We start from the raw sequence: 19,209 nt of genomic DNA, 5'->3' as shown, positions 1-19,209 counted from the left end.
CATATTATTGCAATTTATGTGCTGCCTTAAGCAAAGCGTCTGGTTCGCCAAAGGCTCCTGCCTTGGTGACAACCCGTAATATTTTGCCTGCTGCAGTTTTCATTTTTCCAAGGGGTATTGCTGGCGCGACTTCTTCCAGTACACGTATACCTGTGACGCCAAGTTCCCGGCAAACCGAAGCCGCGGTATCACCACCTGTGAGAATAACACCGGCAACTTCTTGCCGGGCAAGTACTACCGAGCCTATCCAGCCAAGTATTTCAGCAATTGTATTACTAACTTCAATACTTGACATGCCTAGATTCGCCCCGACAGTCATGGCCCTGTCTATGGCATCCGGCTGATAGCCTGACGTAATTACCAGATTTTTGCCTTGCGCGAGATGGTTTATGGCTCTGGCAAGGCAGGGCGTTTTTTCGTGGGGATGCCAGGGAAGATAGTCTGCGACCTCAACTTCCAGCCATTCAAACCCTGCATTTAGTAACTGCGTTACTTGAGCTCTCGTGACAGCACTTACGCTGCCCGCAATGACGACAACCGGATGAGTGGGCTTTATCTTGTTATTCCACCCGAACAGTTCCGGCAGGAATTCTGCTAAACCGGCAGAGCCGGACCACAATACGTTTGGTGAGACAGTGCCTACAGCACGTGCGGCAAGCATAAAATGTTCATCTAACCAACCATCACAGCTTATGATTTTACAGCCGGATGCTATAAGTTCGCGGATGGTCCTGGCAATAGCAGCTTCACCCTGCGTCAGTTCGGTAAAACCGATATGGCCTACTAAGAGTGATGTTTGCTGCCTTAACAGTTGCGGCAGTACCGTCTCGACAACAGGACACTTCGGATCTTTAGCGATTTCAGTTGCGGAAACCGGAATTCCGTGCAGCAGATGATGTCCGCCGATTGTGGTCCTCCCGGCTTTGGGTAATGCTGGCATGACAAACGCAAAGTCGTGTATCCCGAGATCCAGGATGGCTTGTAATTCGGTGCCAACATTACCGCGTAAAGTGGAGTCGAGTTTTTTGTAAAAATAGCGAAAACCTGCTTTGTGTGCTTGTCTGGCGACTGTTTGTACTTTTTGATAAGCATCACCGGTGGTACAGGCGCGGCTGTTAGTATCCATTACGACGATAGCTGCATCGCTGGAATCAGCTAAAACCGCACCTTCCAGCAGGACGTTAGTTTGTAATCCCTGACGGGCAAATTGTACACCAGTATCATTTGCACCTGTTAAATCGTCTGCAATAACAATAAGTGTTTCTAGTGTATTCAAATACTATGCCCTCCCCTATAGTATTTTAATTAATAAATTAACTATCGATTAACATCGCGATACTGCTTTAATGCCAGGCGGGACTGCGTGACCCGCTCTGAAGCAGCTTCGCCGATTTGCAGAGCCAGCATGACATAGAGTATATCGACTACGACAAGTTGAACTATGCGTGAAATCATGGTATCTGAGCGCATTTTAGTATCCCGTGTACAAGTTAAAAGATAAGCAGGAACTAGGCGGGTAATGTTTGATTCCGAGTAACTGGTCATTGCGCATGTGTAACACCCTTGATTCTTGGCTAGTTCAAGGGTGCGGAGGATATCTGTAGTCTCACCGGAATGAGAAATAGCAAAAAATACTTCTTCAGGCTGGGCGATTGAGGCGGCTATTGTCATAAGATGAGAGTCTGTATAAGCATTGATCCTCAGGCCTAGCCGCATTAGTTTGTGCATAACATCCTGCGCGACGATACCTGAAGCACCATGGCCGATTACGTGTATAACTGAGGCCGCTCGAAGATGAACGGTAATATCCTGTATCGCCGCTGGACTAATCTGTCCTGCCAGATCAGTGATTCCCTGGACGGTAGAGGCAATCACCTTACGAGTAACATCAGGAAAAAGATCGTGGTTTTCCACTTCTTCATAAATCGGCTGTACGTCATCTTCAATTAATTCTTTTGCCATTGCTATTTGAAACGTATGATAATTTTCATAGCCGAGCAGCCTGTAAAAGCGAATAACAGTAGCATCGCCTACCTGGCAACGTTCCGCTAATTCATTGATAGGAAGATGGATAACTTCCTGGACATGGTCTTTTATATAATTAACTATACGTTCGTGAGCTTGTGTAAATCGATTGCTGTGCAGACGAATACGGGAAAACAACGGCAAGGGCATTACCTCCCAACTCGGAGAAAATCTCCAAACACAATAAAATACATGAATATTTTCTTCAATATATATTAGACATTCGGCACCAATTTTCCTGCACCGTTAAAGAAAGATTCGTTTAAAAAGGCAATCGCGTAGGGGGCGAGGTCAGGCCTTACTATATAAACTTTTTCACAGTTTCGAATCCGTTCAGCTGGTAGACCCTAAAAATCTCTCGGATACCCCTTAATAGTAGCCTATCTTAAATAAGCCCTTACAACCGTAGCCTAAAATGGAATTTATATGAACAAACGAGGAGTCAAATCACTCCTCGTTTGTTAACGTCTAAAATTTGATTAACATTAATGAGCGTTGTCAGCACGGGGTCATTCCAAACAAAATAGCTGACAGAGTTGGAAGCATTGGGACGGTTCCCTTGCTCCTATACCTTAAGCACAAGGCTCTGATTGATACCTGTTACTCTTGCTATTTGACGTTGCGTTACCCCTTCGATACTTTTAATTTTCCGTATTATCTTAAGAAATACAAAAAATCTTAAAAGGACAATGACTTAGAGAGCTGCAATCAATGGAAAAAGCCAGTCGGGATTGAAACTACAACTAGACTATAACGCATTTACTTAAATGAACAAGGTACATTGACAACACACTTACCACAGACTTCACTGCCAGCACTATTTGCATTTTTTCCAGTTTCATCTGCATAAGAAGTCCCAAACTCTTTATAGATCGCCGCATTTTTTAAGCAGACTTGAAAACATTTCTTCCTGTCATATCCCGTAACAGTTAACGCTCCAGACGGACAATGTGTTACACAAATTCCGCAGTTCCCTTTACTTTTATATAAGCAATAGTTATCATCAAGTGGTTTATCCGCTTCTACATCTAAATTTGTAACCACTGTGCTGTATCGACCACAACAGCCTTTTTTAGTAATCAGCATATTATTAATACCAAAGGTACCAAGCCCTGCAATTCTTGCAATGTGGCGCTGCGACCAATTGCTTATTAATTTTTTCCAATTAAAAGTTGTTGCCTCTTTAGAAATACCAGCTTCATAACCCATTTTCTGTAATTCTTCAATTAAATACTTATTCAATTCACCAAACATTTTATTAGTTTCTTCATAGGTACGCGCCCACTCGGGAGATGATACGTCCCCGGGTACTTTGTTAGTGTCGGCAAGCTCCTTAGTAAAGGGGATAAAATAGGCAATAATAATTGTTGGTTTTTCTATGACCTCATACGGCATAACATGTTGCTGGGAAATAATATCCTTTAATTTAAAAATATCCGGATGATTGGCATCGGCAAATCCAACTAATGGCTCACCCCATTGGGAGGTAATGCCTGGCTTTCTTTGATATTCCTGAACATAGTTTTGAATCATATCCGTTATTTTTTTACGCATTTCTTATTATCTTCACCCTTTCTGATATGCAAAAAACTTTGTACGGGATTTTTTGAAGAACAAGGGACATCACAGGGAAGCGCTGGGACGGTTCCTTTGCTCCTATGCCTTAAACACAAGGCTCTGATTGATACCTGTTACTCTTGCTATTTGACGTTGCGTTACCCCTTCGATACTCTTAATTTTCCGTATTATCTTATCCCGACTGGCTTTTTCCATTGATTGCAGCTCTCCAAGTGATTGTCCTTTTAAGATTTTTTGTATTTCTTTATACAAACGTTCATCATTTATCTTTGGCTGCTTCTCCTCTATATCAAGAAATTTATCATTACTATCCTGTTTCATAAACGCTTGCCATCTTTGTCGGGCTATCTCTCCACATTCGTCAAATATCTTTAGAATAAATCCCGTATTAATCATATTTCCAAGATATTTATTCGGGTCATTATACTTTCTACAACTGCTCCACACATAGTCTTCTGCCTGTAATACCAGTTGTGCCTTTACTGGATTATTATGTATATATCTCAACACGCTTAGTAAATATGCGTCATTATCTATAGGTTCACTCTTATACCTATCTTGAAATACATGCCCGACCCTCTCCTGCTTTTTGTTATACCAGCTAGCATAGCTAACTCCTACGCGCTTCATTATTGACTCCAGACTCTCTATTTTTTCATGCAGCAACAAATGCACATGATTACTCATTAGGCAATATCCATATATCTCAAATTTACTTATGTCTTGCGCTCGCTTCAGTCCTTCTAAATACTTTGTATAGTCTTCCTCTTCGTGAAATATATCCTGCCGGTTAATTCCCCTTACTATAACATGATAGATACCGCTATTACTTTTCTTTCTTGCAATCCTTGGCATTTTCCCCCTCCGCCATCTTTTTCCTTCAGTTTAGCATAAAAGAAGAAGGGAAGCAATAGAACCGTCCCTAAGCTCCCGTGGTTCTTCTCAACTAATCTTAAATGAAAATGTTATCACGATGAATTACACAAAGTAATCCACTTTAGCCTCTGGAAAGTACTCCTTTGCCTGTGCAAACATATATTCCTTTAATGTCGCTATTGTATTCTCTTGATAAAGATATTTACCATAACCGAATTGACCATATTTAAATCGTCGCGCTTCCTCGTCCATGGGGAGAGTTGTTTGCGGAAACAAATCTAGTATCTGACTTTTTGCCCGCTTAGTAAAACGATGACTAATAAATTCAAAGGTAATATCCCTACGCGCTGTCTGGGGCAACTGGCCATTTAGGGATTGGAACAGCCAGTTATATTCTTCCTCCCACCCCTCGAATTGAAAAATGGGAGCAATGATGAATCCCAGTGGGTAACCGGCAGCAGCCACTTTGACCGCTGCTGCCACCCGTTCCGCCGCCGTCGGTGTCAAATGCTCATATTTTCGTATCACAGTAGGGGCATTAAGGCTAAAACGAAACCGAGTCCGGCCATTATGCCTAACAGTCAAAAGAGAGTCAACATCCGTATACTTCGTGACAAACCGGAAACGTCCCAATGTTCGCTCGGCAAAAAATTCAATTGCTTGCTGCAACACTCCAGTCAGGTATTCTGTAGGAATAGGATCAGAAGTAGCCGCTCCTTCAAAAATGGTGACATCCGGCGCGCGTTCAGCTATATATTCATCGGCCCGTTCTAATATTTGTTCATTGTTGACATATACACGCAAGTATGGCTTTTTGCCCAGCGATGTGGCCAAATAACAGTATTCACACATCCCGGGACAACTAGTATTTAATGGCAGCTGGTAATGGGCCGACGGCTTGCATGCTGAAAATTGAGTACCTCGGCGCACGCCTACAACAAGAGTACGTTTGGCTTCAATAAAAGCCTGTTGTTGGGTTTTCCCCGGAATGCCGGTAACACGGTTATGAGACCCTGTAAACTCAATGGGCACTGACAAATCCAACAACTTATTATAGATCTTTTTGCCAAGCCGAAATTCTAACGCCTGAGGCTCAAAATAAGCTCGTTTAGGTACAAAGCGCATATACTTCCCTCCTATAATATTTGAACCTAGTATGCATCATCATAACATTTTCTAACAGCTCAAAGGCATGATTTTCTATCCCCATGAGTCCCCCTAGTGTTAGACCATTGTCGCAAGCGTTAATCGACATTGAAATGCATACATATATCATAAAAACACAGCACTTAGTGGCTATGTTTTATTTTTGTGCTGTAATGTATATACGCAAATGAATATTCCTCTGTTTTGCTTTATACTGTCAAAGTTTAAGAAGAAGTATAATGAACATCACTCCGCTTCTTCCAGGCAAAAGTTATTTCAGGATAAAAAAGTCAAAAAATGGCCTTTTTTTTGCAGGAGACCATCTCTAATATGCGAAACATAACAAATAGTAAAAAATTCAAAGGAAGGTAATAGAATGAGAAAATCAAAAATGGTACTGGTATTAGCCGGATTAATGCTGTTTGTTTTGGGGATATACACACCAAATGCTTATGCGGCGGATAAAACGCTAACTGTAAAGATTATCGTTAATTCAGATTTCTGGAATAGCAAAATTACGTTCCCAAATGGTAATAAAGCAGAAGTTAGTGGTATCGGCGTAGTATTGCTTGATAAAGGTATCCCGCAAATATTCAAGACACTTACCCCTGGACAAAATGAATTGGCCTTTACCTACACTGGTGTAGAAGGCTCGGATTACCAGCTAAAAATCCCCTTTTTAGCTGGCTCTGGCGCTTGTATCTATCAAACTATAGAAAAAACCAAGAATAACGGGCAGAATCTCACATATACACTCGGAGTAGATACCAGCGTCCGACCATTAACCATCGAACTTGTACAGCAATAAACTACAAATCTCCGTGACCTCTTATTTTTCCTCACGTTACCAGCAATACGGTTGGTATAACGGCGAATCTAAAACAAAGACTCGCACAAACCGTCCCCGCGAGTCTTCAACCTCCTCTTTGCGTAGAATAAAACCCAGGAAGATGTATTCTTCCTGGGTTTTTGAAAACTTATTATCGTTACAAATATTTTCTTGGATCAACTATTTGACCCTCCAGAACAGCAGCAGCAACAGTTGCTGGAGAAGCGAGGAAAATCTCCGATTTTGGTCCTCCCATCCTTCCTAAAAAATTTCGGTTATTCGTAGCAATAACCGTCTCGCCATCGGATACGATTCCACCACTCCGACCACAGCATAGACCACACCCAGGTGGATTGACAATGGCACCAGCTTGCACAAAGATGCTAATAAATCCCTTTTTAACAGCTTCAGCATAAATGCTCCGACTGGCAGGGGTCACGATCAGCTTGGTATACGGAGCAATCTTACGCCTATTGAGTATCCTCGCGGCAATTTCCAAATCTTCAAGCCGCCCATTGGTACATGACCCAATAAATCCTTGGTCGATTTTTGTACCGACAACTGTTTCTACCGCTTTTATGTTATCCACATTCGACGGACAGGCAATAACTGATTTAAACTGCGATGCATCATATTCAAAGACTTGCTCATAACAGGCATCTATATCACTTTTCAAATACTGATAATCACTACCATCAATTCCACTAAAAGCAAACGTCTTCTCGTCTGGTTCAATCACGCCCACCTTAGCTCCCGCTTCTATTGCCATATTACAAAGAGTCATTCTTCCTGCCACACTTAATGCCTTAACCGTTGAACCGCCAAATTCCATAGCTTTATAAGTGGCGCCGTCAGCCCCAATATCGCCAATAATCGTAAGTATAATATCTTTGGCAAATACACCTTCGGGCAACTCCCCATTAATGTTAAACTTAATGGTTGGCGGAACCTTAATCCATAATTCACCCGTCCCAAAAATTGCCGCCATTTCCGTATAACCGATACCTGTCGCAAAGGCGCCTACTGCGCCATACGTCGTGGTATGTGAATCAGTTCCGAAGGTCACTTGACCAGGAATTACATACCCCAGCTCAGGCATTAATTGATGGCACACCCCATCAGCACGGTGAACAGCCTTGATACCTTGCTCTGCCGCAAAAGCATCTCCAATTTGATGATGACGAAAGTCTTCAATAAAACTGGTAGGCACAAGATGATCATAGACAAATACAATTTTATTGGGATCCCAAACTTTTTCAAAACCCATTTCTTTAAATTTTTCCACAACAAAAGGAGCAAATATATCATGAACCATAACCCGATCAACATTTACTATAACCAGGTCGCCGGCCTTAATGGAACTTCTCCCCGTGTTTTTCATTATTATTTTTTCAGTTAACGTATAGCCCATCCTGTTACCTCCTTTTCTCTAATTTATTTACCATTCTTTTTCCTCATAAAAGGGACTAACCCACCCGCTTGGACCATCTGTAACAGATCCCCTGGAATGGACACTACGGGAAAAGCTTCTTCTCCTAGGAAAACCTGACTATTTTCCAAATTTACAGCCACCTGGTCGCCCTCGTTACAACAATCATACAGAACATCATTTTCAAGAAGCAATAAACCATTATTAAATGCATTTCGATAAAAGATCCGTGCATAAGATTTAGCAATGATACAGCCCACCTTAAGAGCTGCTATGATTTCTGGTGCCTGTTCCCGAGACGACCCGCACCCAAAATTTTTCCCTGCCACAATAATATCCCCAGGTTGTATTAAGCTTGCCAATTCTGGTCGTAAAGGGTGGAAGGCATATTTTTTCATATCCTCCACACTCTTCAAGGCTAGAAACTGGGTAGGTATAATAATATCTGTATCAATGTCATCGCCTAATTTCCATATTTTTCCTGCAAAGTTTTCTTTCATCCGATCATCCCCCTCGGGTCAGTTATTTTACCAACAAGAGCAGAGGCCGCTACCGTCGCCGCCGAAGCAAGATAGACACTGGAATCAGGATGACCCGCTCTGCCTTTGAAATTTCGGGTGCCTGTAGAGATAAGGGTTTCACCTTCGCCAATCACCCCTTGGCAGCCCCCCCAGCAAACACTGCAATTAGCATTCAAAACCATGGCGCCACTTTCCATAAAAATATCCACTAAGCCCTCTTCTAGCGCTTGCAAATATACTTCTTTGGAGGCAGGTGAAATCAACAGTTTTACATAGGGAGCAATTTTCTTGCCCTGCAAAATTTGAGCTGCCACGCGCAATTCCTCGATTCTGCCGTTATTACAAGAACCAATAAAGGCCTGATCAATCTTCACTTCACCAATTTCAGTGACAGGAACAACATTGTCAACATTATGAGGTATTGCCACCATAGGTTCTATATCAGCAAGGTTATATGCATAACTTTGCTCATACACCGCATCTTCATCACTTGCAAAAAGATGCATTTCATGACGTCCTCTGGATTTAACATACTCGATCACCCTTTCATCCGCCGCAACAAGGCCACTTTTTGCCCCTGCTTCAACTGCCATATTGCACAGAACAACGCGATCGTCGATGGTCAAATTTTTAACTGCTGGTCCACTAAATTCCATAATCTTGTAAGTTGCGCCGTCTGCTCCGATGTCGCCAATGATTTTTAAAATCAAATCCCGGGCATACACACCTTGCCTAAAGTTACCTTCCAGCACAAAATTCAATGTTTCTGGGACCATCAACCATGTTTCTCCTGAATGCATGATCGATGTAAGATCAGTACAGCCTACACCAGTACCAAAAGCACCCAGTCCACCATAAGAACAAGTATGGGAGTCAGCAGCAATAATCAGTTGCCCCGGCACTACATAATCTTCAATCATAATTTGGTGGCACACGCCAGCCCCTTCATAAAAAGAAACATGATGTTTCTGGGCAAAGTTTCGCATTTTCTTGTGCACTTCTGCTGTCTTTGGGCTTTCTGCAGGTACATTATGATCCACAATAAAAATCACTTTTTCAGGGTCAAATACTTTTTCACCCTTTAGCTTTTTTTCAAATATATCAATATTTAAATGGGTTGTCCCATCATTACTCATACATAGATCAACCTTCGCGGTAATAATTTCCCCCGGCTTCACCACGTCCTTACCACAGGCCCTCGCTAAAATCTTTTCGCCTATTGTCATTCCCATCACGATGCCCCCTCTACTTTTTATTTAAAAATTCGATTAAACCGCCTGCTTCTAAAATCTTCATCACGTGTGCTGGCAATTTAGTCGATGTAAATTTATCATTGGTTTTTAGATTGCGAATACTACCTTGCTGCAGATCAATCTCTAATGTGTCCTGATTGTCCACGCTGTCATAAATCTCTTTACAGATCAAAACTGGCAAGCCAATATTAATGGCATTCCGAAAGAAAATTCGCGCAAAGGATTTAGCAACAACCGCACTGACACCTAGAGCCTTCAGTACTAAAGGAGCCTGTTCCCGTGAAGAACCCGATCCAAAATTTTCTCCTGCTACAATAATATCACCCACGTCGATCTTAGATGCAAACTCCTTATCCAGTGGCTCAAAAGTATACTGTTTCATCTCCTCCACATTTGGGAGCAATAAATACTGGGATGGAAGTATCTGATCAGTGTCCACATCATTCCCAAATTTCCACGCTTTCCCTTTCATCATTCCGATCATCTCTCTTTCATAATAATACTACTGACAACGTCTTTATCATTAATAAAGGGTATCTCATTTATCTCTTTTCTAAGGGATCTATAGCTACTTTATTTATATTATATGTTTTACTATGTTATAATAAAATGCCCATTAATTATATCCACCATAACGAGGAGTTATATTATGCATGGAGATTTAGAACTTTATAAAATCTTTCATACGGTTGCCTATTACAAAAATATTTCTCATGCTGCCGAGGCCTTGTACATCAGCCAACCAGCAGTTAGTAAATCTATTAAAAAACTGGAAAGTACTGTTGAAGTTAAATTATTCTCCCGCAGTTCAAAGGGAGTGGACCTGACAACAGAAGGAAAGATCTTCTATCAATACCTAGATAAAGCACTGGCCATCATTGCCGATGGTGAAAAGGCACTAACAGCCCTAAAGGCTAAAAAAAAAGGTATCATTACAATTGGTGCAAGCACGACACTATGCAAACACTTTCTTCTCCCCCATCTCAAGCCCTTTATGAATCAATATCCTGAAATACAAATAAAAATCATCAACAAAACTACCTTTGACACCTTAACACAGATTGACCAGGGAATTATTGATTTTGGCATTATCAGTCGTCTTTCTGACCCCAGTTCTTATACCTTTATGAAACTAGCCGATATTCAAGATATTTTTGTTGCCAAAGAAGAATATCTCAAAACACTACACATTACCCAGCCTAACGATATCTTCGCCAAAGGCATATTTATGCTACTGGAGGCCGATAACATTACACGCCAGTACATCGATCACTTTTTTGTTGAAAATAATATCTTGATAAAACCCGAAATCGAAATCAATACTATGGACTTTCTGATCGAGTTTGCGAAAATCGGCTTAGGTATATCGGTTGTCATAAAAAGTTTTGTAGAAAAAGAGCTTACTACAGGAACCCTTATTGAAATTCCTGTATCGCCACCAATCCCCCCGCGTTCTGTTGGCATTATTTATGATAAGAATAGGCCCCTATCAATCGCTGCGCAAACTTTTCTTTCCTATTTTAAGATATTGACTGAATGAATACTTATGTTTGGGTGAGATTGGGATATAACTTTCTTTGAGCCGATTCGTAAGCGTCATTACTAGCAAAATACGGTTCGCCGTAACAGGTATAACGGCGAATCTAAAACAAAGACTCGCAGGAACTGCTGTGCACCCCGTCAAGAGGACAATGAAAAAATAGAAGAACTTGATCGCTGTTGACCGAATGGTGGGCAGCGTTTTTTTATGCAGCCTTTGTGTACTGTTGATGGAACTCCATCGGTGTCATGACAGACAAACGACGCTGTAAACGCTGGTAATTGTAATAATAGATGTAGTCGGAAATAGTTTGCGCAAGCTGTTCCCGGCTGGTGAATTTGTACCCATAATACATTTCACGTTTTAGAATGCTCCAAAAGCCTTCCATCGGACCGTTATCGATACAGTGCGCCACTCTAGACATGCTTTGCTTCATTCTTGCGGCCTGAATCTTCATGTGAAAAGAACGGCTTGTGTATTGGAAACCACGGTCGCTGTGAAACATCGGATGGGCATCGGGATTGGAGGTCACTGCAGCGTCAAATGTGTCGAAAACGATCCTGTTATCATTGTGATCGCCTAGGGCATAGGAGACGATGCGCCGATCATACAGATCCAATATAGCGCTCAAATATATCTTGTGGACTTCCGGCCCAATGTAATACTTGAACTCCGTCACATCCGTCAGCCATTTCGAGTTTGGCACATCTGCGTGAAACTGCCGTTTTAGATAGTTTTTGGCGATGTATTCCGGAGATGTCGCGCTCCTGGTGCATCCGTGCCTTCTATACTTAATCGTTGATTGGATATGAAGAGCACGATTGATCCGAAGAATACGTTTATCATTTACATGGATGTCGTGTTTCCTGTCTAACTCGTCCCGTATTCTACGGTATCCCATATCCGGATGCGCTTTATGTATATTCCCAATTACACCTGCAATTCGCTCGTTCTCCAACTCACGGTTGCTCTTCGGATGCATCAGCCATCGATAATATGCTGAACGCGTGATGTGTAAAAAGTCGCAGAGCTTCCATACAGGAAATGACCGCTCCTCAGATAGTATTCTCACTGCTTCATAGGTTGACTGACACCTTACGAAGCTCAGCGTCGCCTCCTTTCCAATTCCTTCACTTTTTTTAACAAGGCGTTCTCCATTTCAAGATCGTATTTTTCCCGTTCAAGCTGCGCTATCCGGTCTCTTAGTTCTTCCTCCGGCGTACGGCTCGGCAGCGTTCCGGCGCGGTGTCCCCGCCGGTCTTCCAGCCCCGCTTCTCCCATCTTGCGATATTTATTTGTCCACGTGTAGACCTGCTGGTATGAAACTTGGTATTTGAGCGCTGCTGCGCCATAATTATATCCATTGGAAATACACTCTTTTACAATCTGTATCCGCTCTTGTGCGGTGGTGTTCCGGCCCTTCGTCATGCGGCTTCCTCCTGTCTGTATCGTGAAGTCCTCATGACGATTATACACCTTTAACCAGTCCCGGAGTTGTTTGGTACTCCGTATTTTGTATTCCTGGCATATTTCCTACAAGGAACCTTTTCCAGTCAAATAATCAAAAACCGCCGATAGCTTCGTTTCCTTGCTGTATGCCCGCTCATGCTTTTGGGGCAGAAATCCTCCCGACCCTTCCGACTTATATCGGCTGACCCAATCTGCAATCGTCTTATGATTTACTCCTGCCAATCGTCCCGCTTCACAACATCCGACTTTTCCTGATAGATATGATTCTACGATACGTATTTTTTCTTCTGCCGCTATCTTTCCTTTTTTCGGCATAATATTACCCCCAGACTGAACAGTGTTTTTTATTTCACTGTCCTGTCTGGGGGTAGCATATCAAACACCCGCGAGTCTCCTAGTGTGCTAGGAATTAAAGCGATAGCCCGTTCCCCAAAGTGTTTCAATGAACTCTGGGGAAGCTGGGTCTTTTTCAATTTTTTTGCGGATTTTTTGGATATGGACAGCGACTGTAGCAGTCTCGCCGTAATACTCGTCGCCCCAAATAATATCGAAAATATGTGTTTTTGTAAAAACTATATTCGGATTAGTCGCCAAGAATAATAACAGTTCATATTCTTTGGTGGTCAATTGAATGTTTTGGCCATTAACCGTGACTTTATGGGAAGCGGTGTTAATTTCGAGGCCCTTGTGTTGAATGACCTCAGAAATAGCATGCCCTTTGAGACGCTCATAACGCTTGATATGAGATTTAATTCGTGCTATCAATTCAGCTGGGCTAAATGGCTTAGTCAAATAATCATCTGCCCCGAAGTCCAAACCTCTGATTTTATCAATATCATCGCTGCGAGCAGAAACAACAATGACTGGTATCTCTAATTTTTTGCGAATTTCCCGAATGATTTCAAAACCGTCTTTATGTGGCAGCATCAAATCTACGACAATAACGTCATATATACCCGAAAGGGCTTTTTTTAGACCTTGAAGTCCATCGTGAATGATTTCTGCATTATAGTTGTGTAATTGCAGATAGTCACGCTCAAGCTCAGCAATGTCGATATCGTCTTCAATAATTAATACCTTTTTCATGGCGTCAAGTCACCTTCTTTATCCCCCAAAACCGGGAGCATAATTGTAAAGCAAGTGCTTTGGGCTTCTATGCTGGAAACGGTAATTTCCCCGTGGTGAGCCTCAATAAGTTCCCAAGCTATGGCTAGACCTAAACCGGTGCATTCATAGTCTTTCTTGCGTTCCATGTCAATGCGATAGAAGCGATCAAAGATAAAGGGAAGCTTATCTGCAGCTATTCCGTGGCCGTTGTCTTCTATATCCAGACAAATAAACTGATTTTGCCGATACATTGTTACTTTTATGGATAGATTATTCTCCGGGCCATGTTTGACGGCATTGCTGATTATATTGTTAAAGGCCTGATGAAATCTCTTGCCATCAAGCTTTACAAAATCGTAATGCTCTAGTTGGTCACCATATTGAAATTCGATATTTTTTTCTTCCAAATCAAATTTATATTCTTCCATAAAATCTTTCATAAACGGGCGAACAGATACATTTTCAAAGGAAAAGTTCAATTTTTGCATATCGAGTTTTGAAAAGAGGACCAAATCATCAATAAGTTTATTGATGTACACGATATTATGATGGATGGTTTTTAGGTACTTATCTTGATCACCCTCATTTTTAATACTCCTATCTAGTAAAGCCTCAATATAACCCTGAATCGCTGTTATTGGCGTTTTTAAGTCATGTGAAATATTAGCAATTAGTGTTTTACGATTTTCTTCATACTCAGTTTGCAGTTTCTCACTGTCATATAATTTTTGCGCCATTTCGTTAAAAGAAAAAATCAACAGACCGAGATCATTAGCTGTTTGACATTCTACTTTTACATTATAGTTTCCCTTGGCAATTTCATCTAAGCCCAGTTTGAGTTTTTCGATAGGGGCAAAGATTCTTTTTTCTAAACGCAGCAGGAAAATAAACTGGAATATTTCTTTAATACAGATTAGGGCGGCAAAAAAGAGTCCAATTCCTTTGAACCCCACCCAACTAAATAATAGATACAAAATCAGAATATTGAATAGAACAAAGGCCGGACGAAAGTAGCGAAAATAACGATGGTATTTTTGAAACTCATGGTGATGATGGGAATGTATCATGCGAAGTTTCATGAGAAATATATCTTCGCAATTTTTGTCTGAAGTATGGGGATATCGGCATTTAAACATATAAATCACCTGTGTTTTCTTTATATAACTACATTATATTGCAAAAGATTAAACAGGTGAATATTTCAACGCGTCGGAGCCGGGAAGTTAATCTTTTAGAGCCGCGATGTTAACAAAATAGAGCCACCGTGTTAAAGGGGAGAGCCACCAGAGCAAAATGAACGATGGCTCTCAGAATTTCGGTATCGGGAGCTACTTTTGAATACCTTTTCTCTTGCGCATCGAATCATCGCCGTCGATGAGTATTTCATAGGAGTCATGGACGATGCGGTCAAGGATTGCATCTGCAATAGTGCTCTCGCTGAGTTTAGTGTGCCAGCCTGCGGGGGCGAATTGAGAGATGAAGATAGTTGATGCATTTTGATGCCTAGCCTCAATAATTTCCAGCAGATCTCGTGACTCGGTCATCGTCAGAGGAACTAGGAGCCATTCGTCAAAGATCAACAGGCTGACTTTTTTGTATTGGGCCACGACCTTTTTGTAGGTCCCATCCCCTCTTGCAATTGCCAAATCCGTCAGCAACTCCGGCAGGCGGATGTACTTAACGGTAAAGAAATTACGACAGGCGGAAATTCCAAGAGCACAGCCTAGGTACGTCTTACCAGCACCGGATGCGCCCATGATAATGACATTATGCTTATCGTGTATATAGTTACAGGTAGACAGGCGGAGCATCTGCGCCTGATCAAGATGCCGGTCTTCGTGGTATTCGATATCTTCAATACAGGCGCGGGGAAATTTTAAGGCGGCTTTCTTAACAAGCCTGTCCAGCTGCCTATTCTTACGACGCGCCCACTCTGTATCGACGATGAGACCAAATCGTTCCTCAAAGGATAGTGTGGAATAGGAGGGCTGCTTCATTTGCTCGCGTAACGAGTCGGCCATCGAACGCAGGCGCATATCGTTGAGTTTGTTGATCGTTGTCTCGTTAAGCATTATGAATTCCTCCCGTAATACCCCGCGCCTCGCGTGAAGCTGTGAGTATTCTGCGAGTCACCATTTTGCTTGGCATCTGAAATCTTCGCTTCTACGGCCACGGTATCTTGGCCGGATACGAGAATGGTACTGATGTTTTTGTAGCTTGGGTTCGGCGTATAGCTTAAGGCGCGGGCGCAAGCTGCTTCCAAGCGTACCAACGAATATTTGTCAGCCAACTTGAGGAGTGCCATGCATGCCTTATACCCTTGTTGAATATTCCGGAGCATATTACACCGACAGTCCGGTCATTGGAAACCCCTAAATTTTGGAAAATGCTCTGCAAGATAAATAGTACCTGATAGAACTTAATCTATCAAGGCTGTAAAACACCGCAGGTGCGGCAAGGCCTTGACAGATTAAGCCCTATCAAGCAGTGTGCTAAACAAGCAGAGCATAGGTGGTTTCTATGCACCGGTACATCGGTTTCCATTATTCCGGAATAGCGGTTTCTTGACACCGTAATATCCACCCTTGTTGCTCTATTCGATGGAAAGACAACATCGCTTTGATCACCGTGGTCGTGCTTGGTCCGACATTCTGCGCCCATGAGACAAACCGTTCTGCATTCCACTGGACGAACTGCTTGTGTTTGTCTGGCATATGATCCTCAGTGGTGGCATATTGACCAGGACGGCCATAGAGTCTGGGGTGAGAACAGATCCGATGATTATTGAAGAAGACTTCAATTACACCCTTAGTAATACGGACATCCACTTTGTGTTTAATATATTCATAAGGAACACTGTAGTGCATGGTGTCGACAGATATGTGATAATTAAACTGTACGGTTGCAATTTTCCAGGTTGCCAATTCGTACGCAGAAGCTGGCAGGGGCTGTAGTGCGTGGCGTTCTTCGTTAAGAAATGTACTCAGCCTGCTGCCGGGTTTCTTTTGGAAGGGCTTACTATTGAATTCACGTAGCTTTTGCATAATCGCATTATTGAGTTCAGCTAGGCTGAAGTAGGTCTGATTACGCAAAGCGGCGATAATCCAGGTGGATATGATTCCAACAATGCCTTCTACGCTTGGCTTATCTTTGGGCTTTCGAACGCGCGCAGGAATAACTGCGGTACCGTAATGCTCAGCCATTTCGTGATAGGTTTTGTTGATCACCGGAGAATACCAGGAAGGCTTTTCTACGCCAGTCTTTAGGTTATCTGGCACAAGGATTCTAGTAACTCCTTCGAAGAAGGTGAAGGCGTTGACATGGGCAGTGATCCAGCTTTCCTGATTCTGCGAGAGAAAACCTTCTACATAGGCGTACTGGCTACTAGATAACGCTGCGACAAATACATATACAGGGAAGAGTTCGCCCGTATCCCTGTCGACGATGGCTGTTGTCTGCCCAGCCCAATCCACTTCTAACTGTTCGCCAGGCTTTCGGCTGATGTGCATCGTCGCTTTAGTTGTTGCTGCGAATTTTCGGTAGTAATTACAGTATTGCGTGTACTTTAGTGGAATTTCGTTACTAAGACGGCAAACCTCACAATATTCACTCCATAGTAAACTCAGTGTAACGCCGCTTTTTGCCATCTCTCTGTGGATATGCTCACAGTCTGGAATCCTGCGCAGCGATGTCTGAAGCCTTTCCGGGAATAGCATTAGCTGAAGATCTGGGTCGCCAACATCATCAGGAAGCGGCCATAGCACGCCCTTCTGGTCAGCACGGCTTAGTACATCGGCAACTGTGTTGCGGGAGCACTGACAACTTGATGCAATGCTTCGCTGGCTTAAGCCCATTTTGCTTAGCCTTAGGATATCTCGATACTTGGTCATTCTGGGTCCTCCCCATGTTTATTTGTGCTCTGCATTTCAGCAGCACTGTCTCCATTTTACTGGAGAAAAACATGGGTGGCTCTCAGATTAACATAGTGGCTCTATTAGATTAACAGGGTGGCTCTCAAACATTAACTCAGTGGCTCAATTGGCATTAACTTATTCAACAGGCGCAAAACATTATTTTTGTTTGCGCCTGAACACTACAATAATCTTTATTGCTCGTTAAGCTGTAATTCAGCGTTGATGCTTAGAATATGCTGTTCGTCTTGCTCATTATGCTGGGTGCCTTCAAAGATAATCACAATTTTCTCAATTTCATTGTCTTTATTGACGGACATTGCCAAGGAGAAATTGCCTTTTTCTATAGCGCAAAGTTCTTTCACAAAGCAATGGGGGCCGTGGTTATGGCAGGAATCGGTGGAACTCATTTTTTCCTGGAGTAAAGCTTTAATATCTTCGGGCAGCTCGGTTATCTCCAAGGTAACAAGAGTAGTCTTATCGCTTTGTTCTTCCGCTTTAAGGCTGTTTAAGAGATGCAATATAAAAGTGAGTTTGGTAAGCTTTTGCTTTAGGCCTCCGCAACTGCCAGGATGCATATGCTTAAATAGTTTATGGCGCTGGCCACCGTGACAATGGTTGGTAAATTCGGTAATGCTTTGATGTTTTACTTGCTTGCCCTCATAATCTACTTCAGTAGCGATATTGGCCTTAGTCTGCTTAGTCAGCAGATTTTTTTCAAATTCGTTTTTTACATAAAAAATTTTCGCTTGGTCTTTTTGTACTTGGCCTGTTGCTACCCCCCGCAAAACATCCTTTTCTCGCAGTGTATTGACTACATCATACAATAATTTGATTTTATTCATCTTATAATAACCTCCTTGAATTGTTATGAGCTTATTATAAGGAAACAATATAAAGCGGCTTTAAAAGATTTATAAAATTTTTATAAAAATGCATATAACATTTTATAAAAACGTCTAAAGCACTTAAACCGGCAAAGTTCCGGCTACTTTAGGCGTTTTTATGGTGGAGGCAATCCGTGAAAACGGGGGACAGAGAGAATGTTTTTTAATTCTATCGCTTAGGTGTCACGGGGACAGGGTGCTGACATCCCCATGACATCTTTCATTTCTTCTGCCGGAACAGCAAATTTTTTTCTATAAATAACAACATAATACCCCATTAAATGGTTTAAACTATGATAGAAACTTGGAGACTACTGCGGACTCAAACCAATCTCAAAGCTAAAAGATTCGAGGTGATTCCTTTGACTGACAAAGAGACAGTTTTAAATGAATCTGACAATGATTCTATACCTACGCACGAAAAAGACAAGAATATAGCCGAAAATGTTGCAGGAAACCTAAAAAATAGTTTACCGGATGAGATGCTTAACCTCGGTTTCCCTTCCTAATCCCGCCTTGCGGGATTTTTATTTTACGTAAGACCTCAATCTAAGCCACCGTCCCCAGTCCTTCTTCGTCGCCTGTGATCAAAGATAATACATATATTAACTTTTTCCATATTCTGTTCGATATTCTA

Annotated in this window: 20 protein-coding genes; 3 read left to right on the top strand and 17 right to left on the bottom strand. The window is 42.1% G+C overall.

The features are described from left to right. Positions 1–4: 4 nt before the first annotated feature. The 5 genes from SALPA_RS15160 to splB all read right to left on the bottom strand — a co-directional run bounded on the left by SALPA_RS15160 (position 5) and on the right by splB (position 5,604). The gene (locus tag SALPA_RS15160; RefSeq protein ID WP_145095642.1) at positions 5–1,276 is read right to left on the bottom strand and encodes a four-carbon acid sugar kinase family protein; all 1,272 of its coding nucleotides are present in this window, start codon (positions 1,274–1,276) and stop codon (positions 5–7) included. 41 nt (positions 1,277–1,317) lie between these two features. Further along, the gene (locus tag SALPA_RS15155; protein ID WP_255451214.1) at positions 1,318–2,175 is read right to left on the bottom strand and encodes a MurR/RpiR family transcriptional regulator; all 858 of its coding nucleotides are present in this window, start codon (positions 2,173–2,175) and stop codon (positions 1,318–1,320) included. A 609-nt stretch (positions 2,176–2,784) separates the two neighbouring features. Continuing rightward, complete coding sequence (locus tag SALPA_RS15150) at positions 2,785–3,579, bottom strand: epoxyqueuosine reductase (RefSeq protein WP_145095636.1); 795 nt, start codon at positions 3,577–3,579, stop codon at positions 2,785–2,787. A gap of 102 nt (positions 3,580–3,681) precedes the next feature. Then, positions 3,682–4,458 carry a transposase gene (locus tag SALPA_RS15145; protein WP_145095633.1) on the bottom strand — a complete coding sequence of 259 codons (777 nt, stop codon included), beginning with the start codon at positions 4,456–4,458 and terminating at the stop codon, positions 3,682–3,684. Between the two features lie 123 nt (positions 4,459–4,581). Further along, positions 4,582–5,604 (bottom strand): spore photoproduct lyase, encoded by a 1,023-nt coding sequence (gene splB, locus SALPA_RS15140; RefSeq protein WP_145095630.1) that lies wholly within the window; start codon positions 5,602–5,604, stop codon positions 4,582–4,584. 397 nt (positions 5,605–6,001) lie between these two features. On the opposite strand from splB, the gene SALPA_RS15135 reads away from it, so the two are divergent. Then, positions 6,002–6,433, top strand: a complete 432-nt coding sequence (locus SALPA_RS15135) for a hypothetical protein (protein ID WP_145095627.1) — start codon at positions 6,002–6,004, stop codon at positions 6,431–6,433. A gap of 178 nt (positions 6,434–6,611) precedes the next feature. Here SALPA_RS15135 and SALPA_RS15130 read toward each other — a convergent pair whose 3' ends face one another. The 4 genes from SALPA_RS15130 to SALPA_RS15115 are packed head-to-tail and all read right to left on the bottom strand — an operon-like array spanning position 6,612 to position 10,132. Next, complete coding sequence (locus tag SALPA_RS15130; protein ID WP_145095625.1) at positions 6,612–7,865, bottom strand: 3-isopropylmalate dehydratase large subunit; 1,254 nt, start codon at positions 7,863–7,865, stop codon at positions 6,612–6,614. 23 nt (positions 7,866–7,888) lie between these two features. After that, positions 7,889–8,383 (bottom strand): 3-isopropylmalate dehydratase, encoded by a 495-nt coding sequence (locus SALPA_RS15125; protein WP_145095622.1) that lies wholly within the window; start codon positions 8,381–8,383, stop codon positions 7,889–7,891. Further along, on the bottom strand, positions 8,380–9,636 hold the full coding sequence (locus SALPA_RS15120) for a 3-isopropylmalate dehydratase large subunit (RefSeq protein WP_145102003.1): 1,257 nt from the start codon (positions 9,634–9,636) through the stop codon (positions 8,380–8,382). Before SALPA_RS15120 ends, SALPA_RS15125 begins: the two co-directional genes overlap by 4 nt. A gap of 13 nt (positions 9,637–9,649) precedes the next feature. After that, complete coding sequence (locus SALPA_RS15115) at positions 9,650–10,132, bottom strand: 3-isopropylmalate dehydratase small subunit (protein ID WP_145095619.1); 483 nt, start codon at positions 10,130–10,132, stop codon at positions 9,650–9,652. A 174-nt stretch (positions 10,133–10,306) separates the two neighbouring features. Here SALPA_RS15115 and SALPA_RS15110 point away from each other — a divergent pair, with 174 nt between their 5' ends. Continuing rightward, positions 10,307–11,197, top strand: a complete 891-nt coding sequence (locus SALPA_RS15110) for a LysR family transcriptional regulator (RefSeq protein WP_145095616.1) — start codon at positions 10,307–10,309, stop codon at positions 11,195–11,197. Positions 11,198–11,402: 205 nt separating this feature from the next. Here the strand turns inward: SALPA_RS15110 and SALPA_RS30440 are convergent, their stop codons facing one another. From SALPA_RS30440 to SALPA_RS15070, 8 genes are all read right to left on the bottom strand, one after another. Further along, positions 11,403–12,305, bottom strand: coding sequence for an IS3 family transposase (locus SALPA_RS30440; protein ID WP_255451414.1), 903 nt, complete (start codon positions 12,303–12,305; stop codon positions 11,403–11,405). Beyond that, positions 12,302–12,625, bottom strand: coding sequence for a helix-turn-helix domain-containing protein (locus SALPA_RS30435; protein WP_222427962.1), 324 nt, complete (start codon positions 12,623–12,625; stop codon positions 12,302–12,304). Before SALPA_RS30435 ends, SALPA_RS30440 begins: the two co-directional genes overlap by 4 nt. A 105-nt stretch (positions 12,626–12,730) precedes the next feature. After that, positions 12,731–12,982 carry a helix-turn-helix domain-containing protein gene (locus tag SALPA_RS30430; protein ID WP_222427961.1) on the bottom strand — a complete coding sequence of 84 codons (252 nt, stop codon included), beginning with the start codon at positions 12,980–12,982 and terminating at the stop codon, positions 12,731–12,733. An 87-nt stretch (positions 12,983–13,069) separates the two neighbouring features. After that, entirely contained in the window at positions 13,070–13,753 is a 684-nt protein-coding gene (locus tag SALPA_RS15095) for a response regulator transcription factor (protein ID WP_145095613.1), read from the bottom strand. Further along, complete coding sequence (locus SALPA_RS15090; RefSeq protein ID WP_145095610.1) at positions 13,750–14,910, bottom strand: HAMP domain-containing sensor histidine kinase; 1,161 nt, start codon at positions 14,908–14,910, stop codon at positions 13,750–13,752. Before SALPA_RS15090 ends, SALPA_RS15095 begins: the two co-directional genes overlap by 4 nt. A gap of 192 nt (positions 14,911–15,102) precedes the next feature. After that, positions 15,103–15,846 carry an IS21-like element helper ATPase IstB gene (istB, locus tag SALPA_RS15085; RefSeq protein WP_145095607.1) on the bottom strand — a complete coding sequence of 248 codons (744 nt, stop codon included), beginning with the start codon at positions 15,844–15,846 and terminating at the stop codon, positions 15,103–15,105. A gap of 471 nt (positions 15,847–16,317) precedes the next feature. Next, positions 16,318–17,664, bottom strand: coding sequence for an IS21 family transposase (gene istA / locus SALPA_RS15075; RefSeq protein ID WP_222427996.1), 1,347 nt, complete (start codon positions 17,662–17,664; stop codon positions 16,318–16,320). 215 nt (positions 17,665–17,879) lie between these two features. Further along, on the bottom strand, positions 17,880–18,530 hold the full coding sequence (locus tag SALPA_RS15070) for a hypothetical protein (protein WP_145095601.1): 651 nt from the start codon (positions 18,528–18,530) through the stop codon (positions 17,880–17,882). Positions 18,531–18,934: 404 nt separating this feature from the next. Between SALPA_RS15070 and SALPA_RS29055 the strand changes: the two genes are divergently transcribed. Continuing rightward, positions 18,935–19,081 carry a hypothetical protein gene (locus SALPA_RS29055; protein ID WP_186451080.1) on the top strand — a complete coding sequence of 49 codons (147 nt, stop codon included), beginning with the start codon at positions 18,935–18,937 and terminating at the stop codon, positions 19,079–19,081. Positions 19,082–19,209 lie beyond the last annotated feature (128 nt).

This window comes from Sporomusa sp. KB1 (assembly GCF_007830295.1).
GTDB lineage: Bacteria > Bacillota > Negativicutes > Sporomusales > Sporomusaceae > Sporomusa.
The sequence above is the reverse complement of the archived record's forward strand: the minus strand, read 5'-3'. Positions and strand labels throughout refer to the sequence as shown.

What these genes read in the sequence shown, in the direction of transcription:
- SALPA_RS15120 (WP_145102003.1), bottom strand. Translation starts at nt 9,636, where the DNA reads ATGGGAATGACAATAGGCGAAAAGATTTTAGCGAGGGCCTGTGGTAAG.
- istB (WP_145095607.1), bottom strand. Translation starts at nt 15,846, where the DNA reads ATGCTTAACGAGACAACGATCAACAAACTCAACGATATGCGCCTGCGT.
- SALPA_RS15115 (WP_145095619.1), bottom strand. Translation starts at nt 10,132, where the DNA reads ATGATGAAAGGGAAAGCGTGGAAATTTGGGAATGATGTGGACACTGAT.
- SALPA_RS15090 (WP_145095610.1), bottom strand. Translation starts at nt 14,910, where the DNA reads ATGTTTAAATGCCGATATCCCCATACTTCAGACAAAAATTGCGAAGAT.
- istA (WP_222427996.1), bottom strand. Translation starts at nt 17,664, where the DNA reads ATGACCAAGTATCGAGATATCCTAAGGCTAAGCAAAATGGGCTTAAGC.
- splB (WP_145095630.1), bottom strand. Translation starts at nt 5,604, where the DNA reads ATGCGCTTTGTACCTAAACGAGCTTATTTTGAGCCTCAGGCGTTAGAA.
- SALPA_RS15095 (WP_145095613.1), bottom strand. Translation starts at nt 13,753, where the DNA reads ATGAAAAAGGTATTAATTATTGAAGACGATATCGACATTGCTGAGCTT.
- SALPA_RS15155 (WP_255451214.1), bottom strand. Translation starts at nt 2,175, where the DNA reads ATGCCCTTGCCGTTGTTTTCCCGTATTCGTCTGCACAGCAATCGATTT.
- SALPA_RS15070 (WP_145095601.1), bottom strand. Translation starts at nt 18,530, where the DNA reads ATGAATAAAATCAAATTATTGTATGATGTAGTCAATACACTGCGAGAA.
- SALPA_RS15150 (WP_145095636.1), bottom strand. Translation starts at nt 3,579, where the DNA reads ATGCGTAAAAAAATAACGGATATGATTCAAAACTATGTTCAGGAATAT.
- SALPA_RS15125 (WP_145095622.1), bottom strand. Translation starts at nt 8,383, where the DNA reads ATGAAAGAAAACTTTGCAGGAAAAATATGGAAATTAGGCGATGACATT.
- SALPA_RS15145 (WP_145095633.1), bottom strand. Translation starts at nt 4,458, where the DNA reads ATGCCAAGGATTGCAAGAAAGAAAAGTAATAGCGGTATCTATCATGTT.
- SALPA_RS15135 (WP_145095627.1), top strand. Translation starts at nt 6,002, where the DNA reads ATGAGAAAATCAAAAATGGTACTGGTATTAGCCGGATTAATGCTGTTT.
- SALPA_RS30435 (WP_222427962.1), bottom strand. Translation starts at nt 12,625, where the DNA reads ATGACGAAGGGCCGGAACACCACCGCACAAGAGCGGATACAGATTGTA.
- SALPA_RS15130 (WP_145095625.1), bottom strand. Translation starts at nt 7,865, where the DNA reads ATGGGCTATACGTTAACTGAAAAAATAATAATGAAAAACACGGGGAGA.
- SALPA_RS15110 (WP_145095616.1), top strand. Translation starts at nt 10,307, where the DNA reads ATGCATGGAGATTTAGAACTTTATAAAATCTTTCATACGGTTGCCTAT.
- SALPA_RS30430 (WP_222427961.1), bottom strand. Translation starts at nt 12,982, where the DNA reads ATGCCGAAAAAAGGAAAGATAGCGGCAGAAGAAAAAATACGTATCGTA.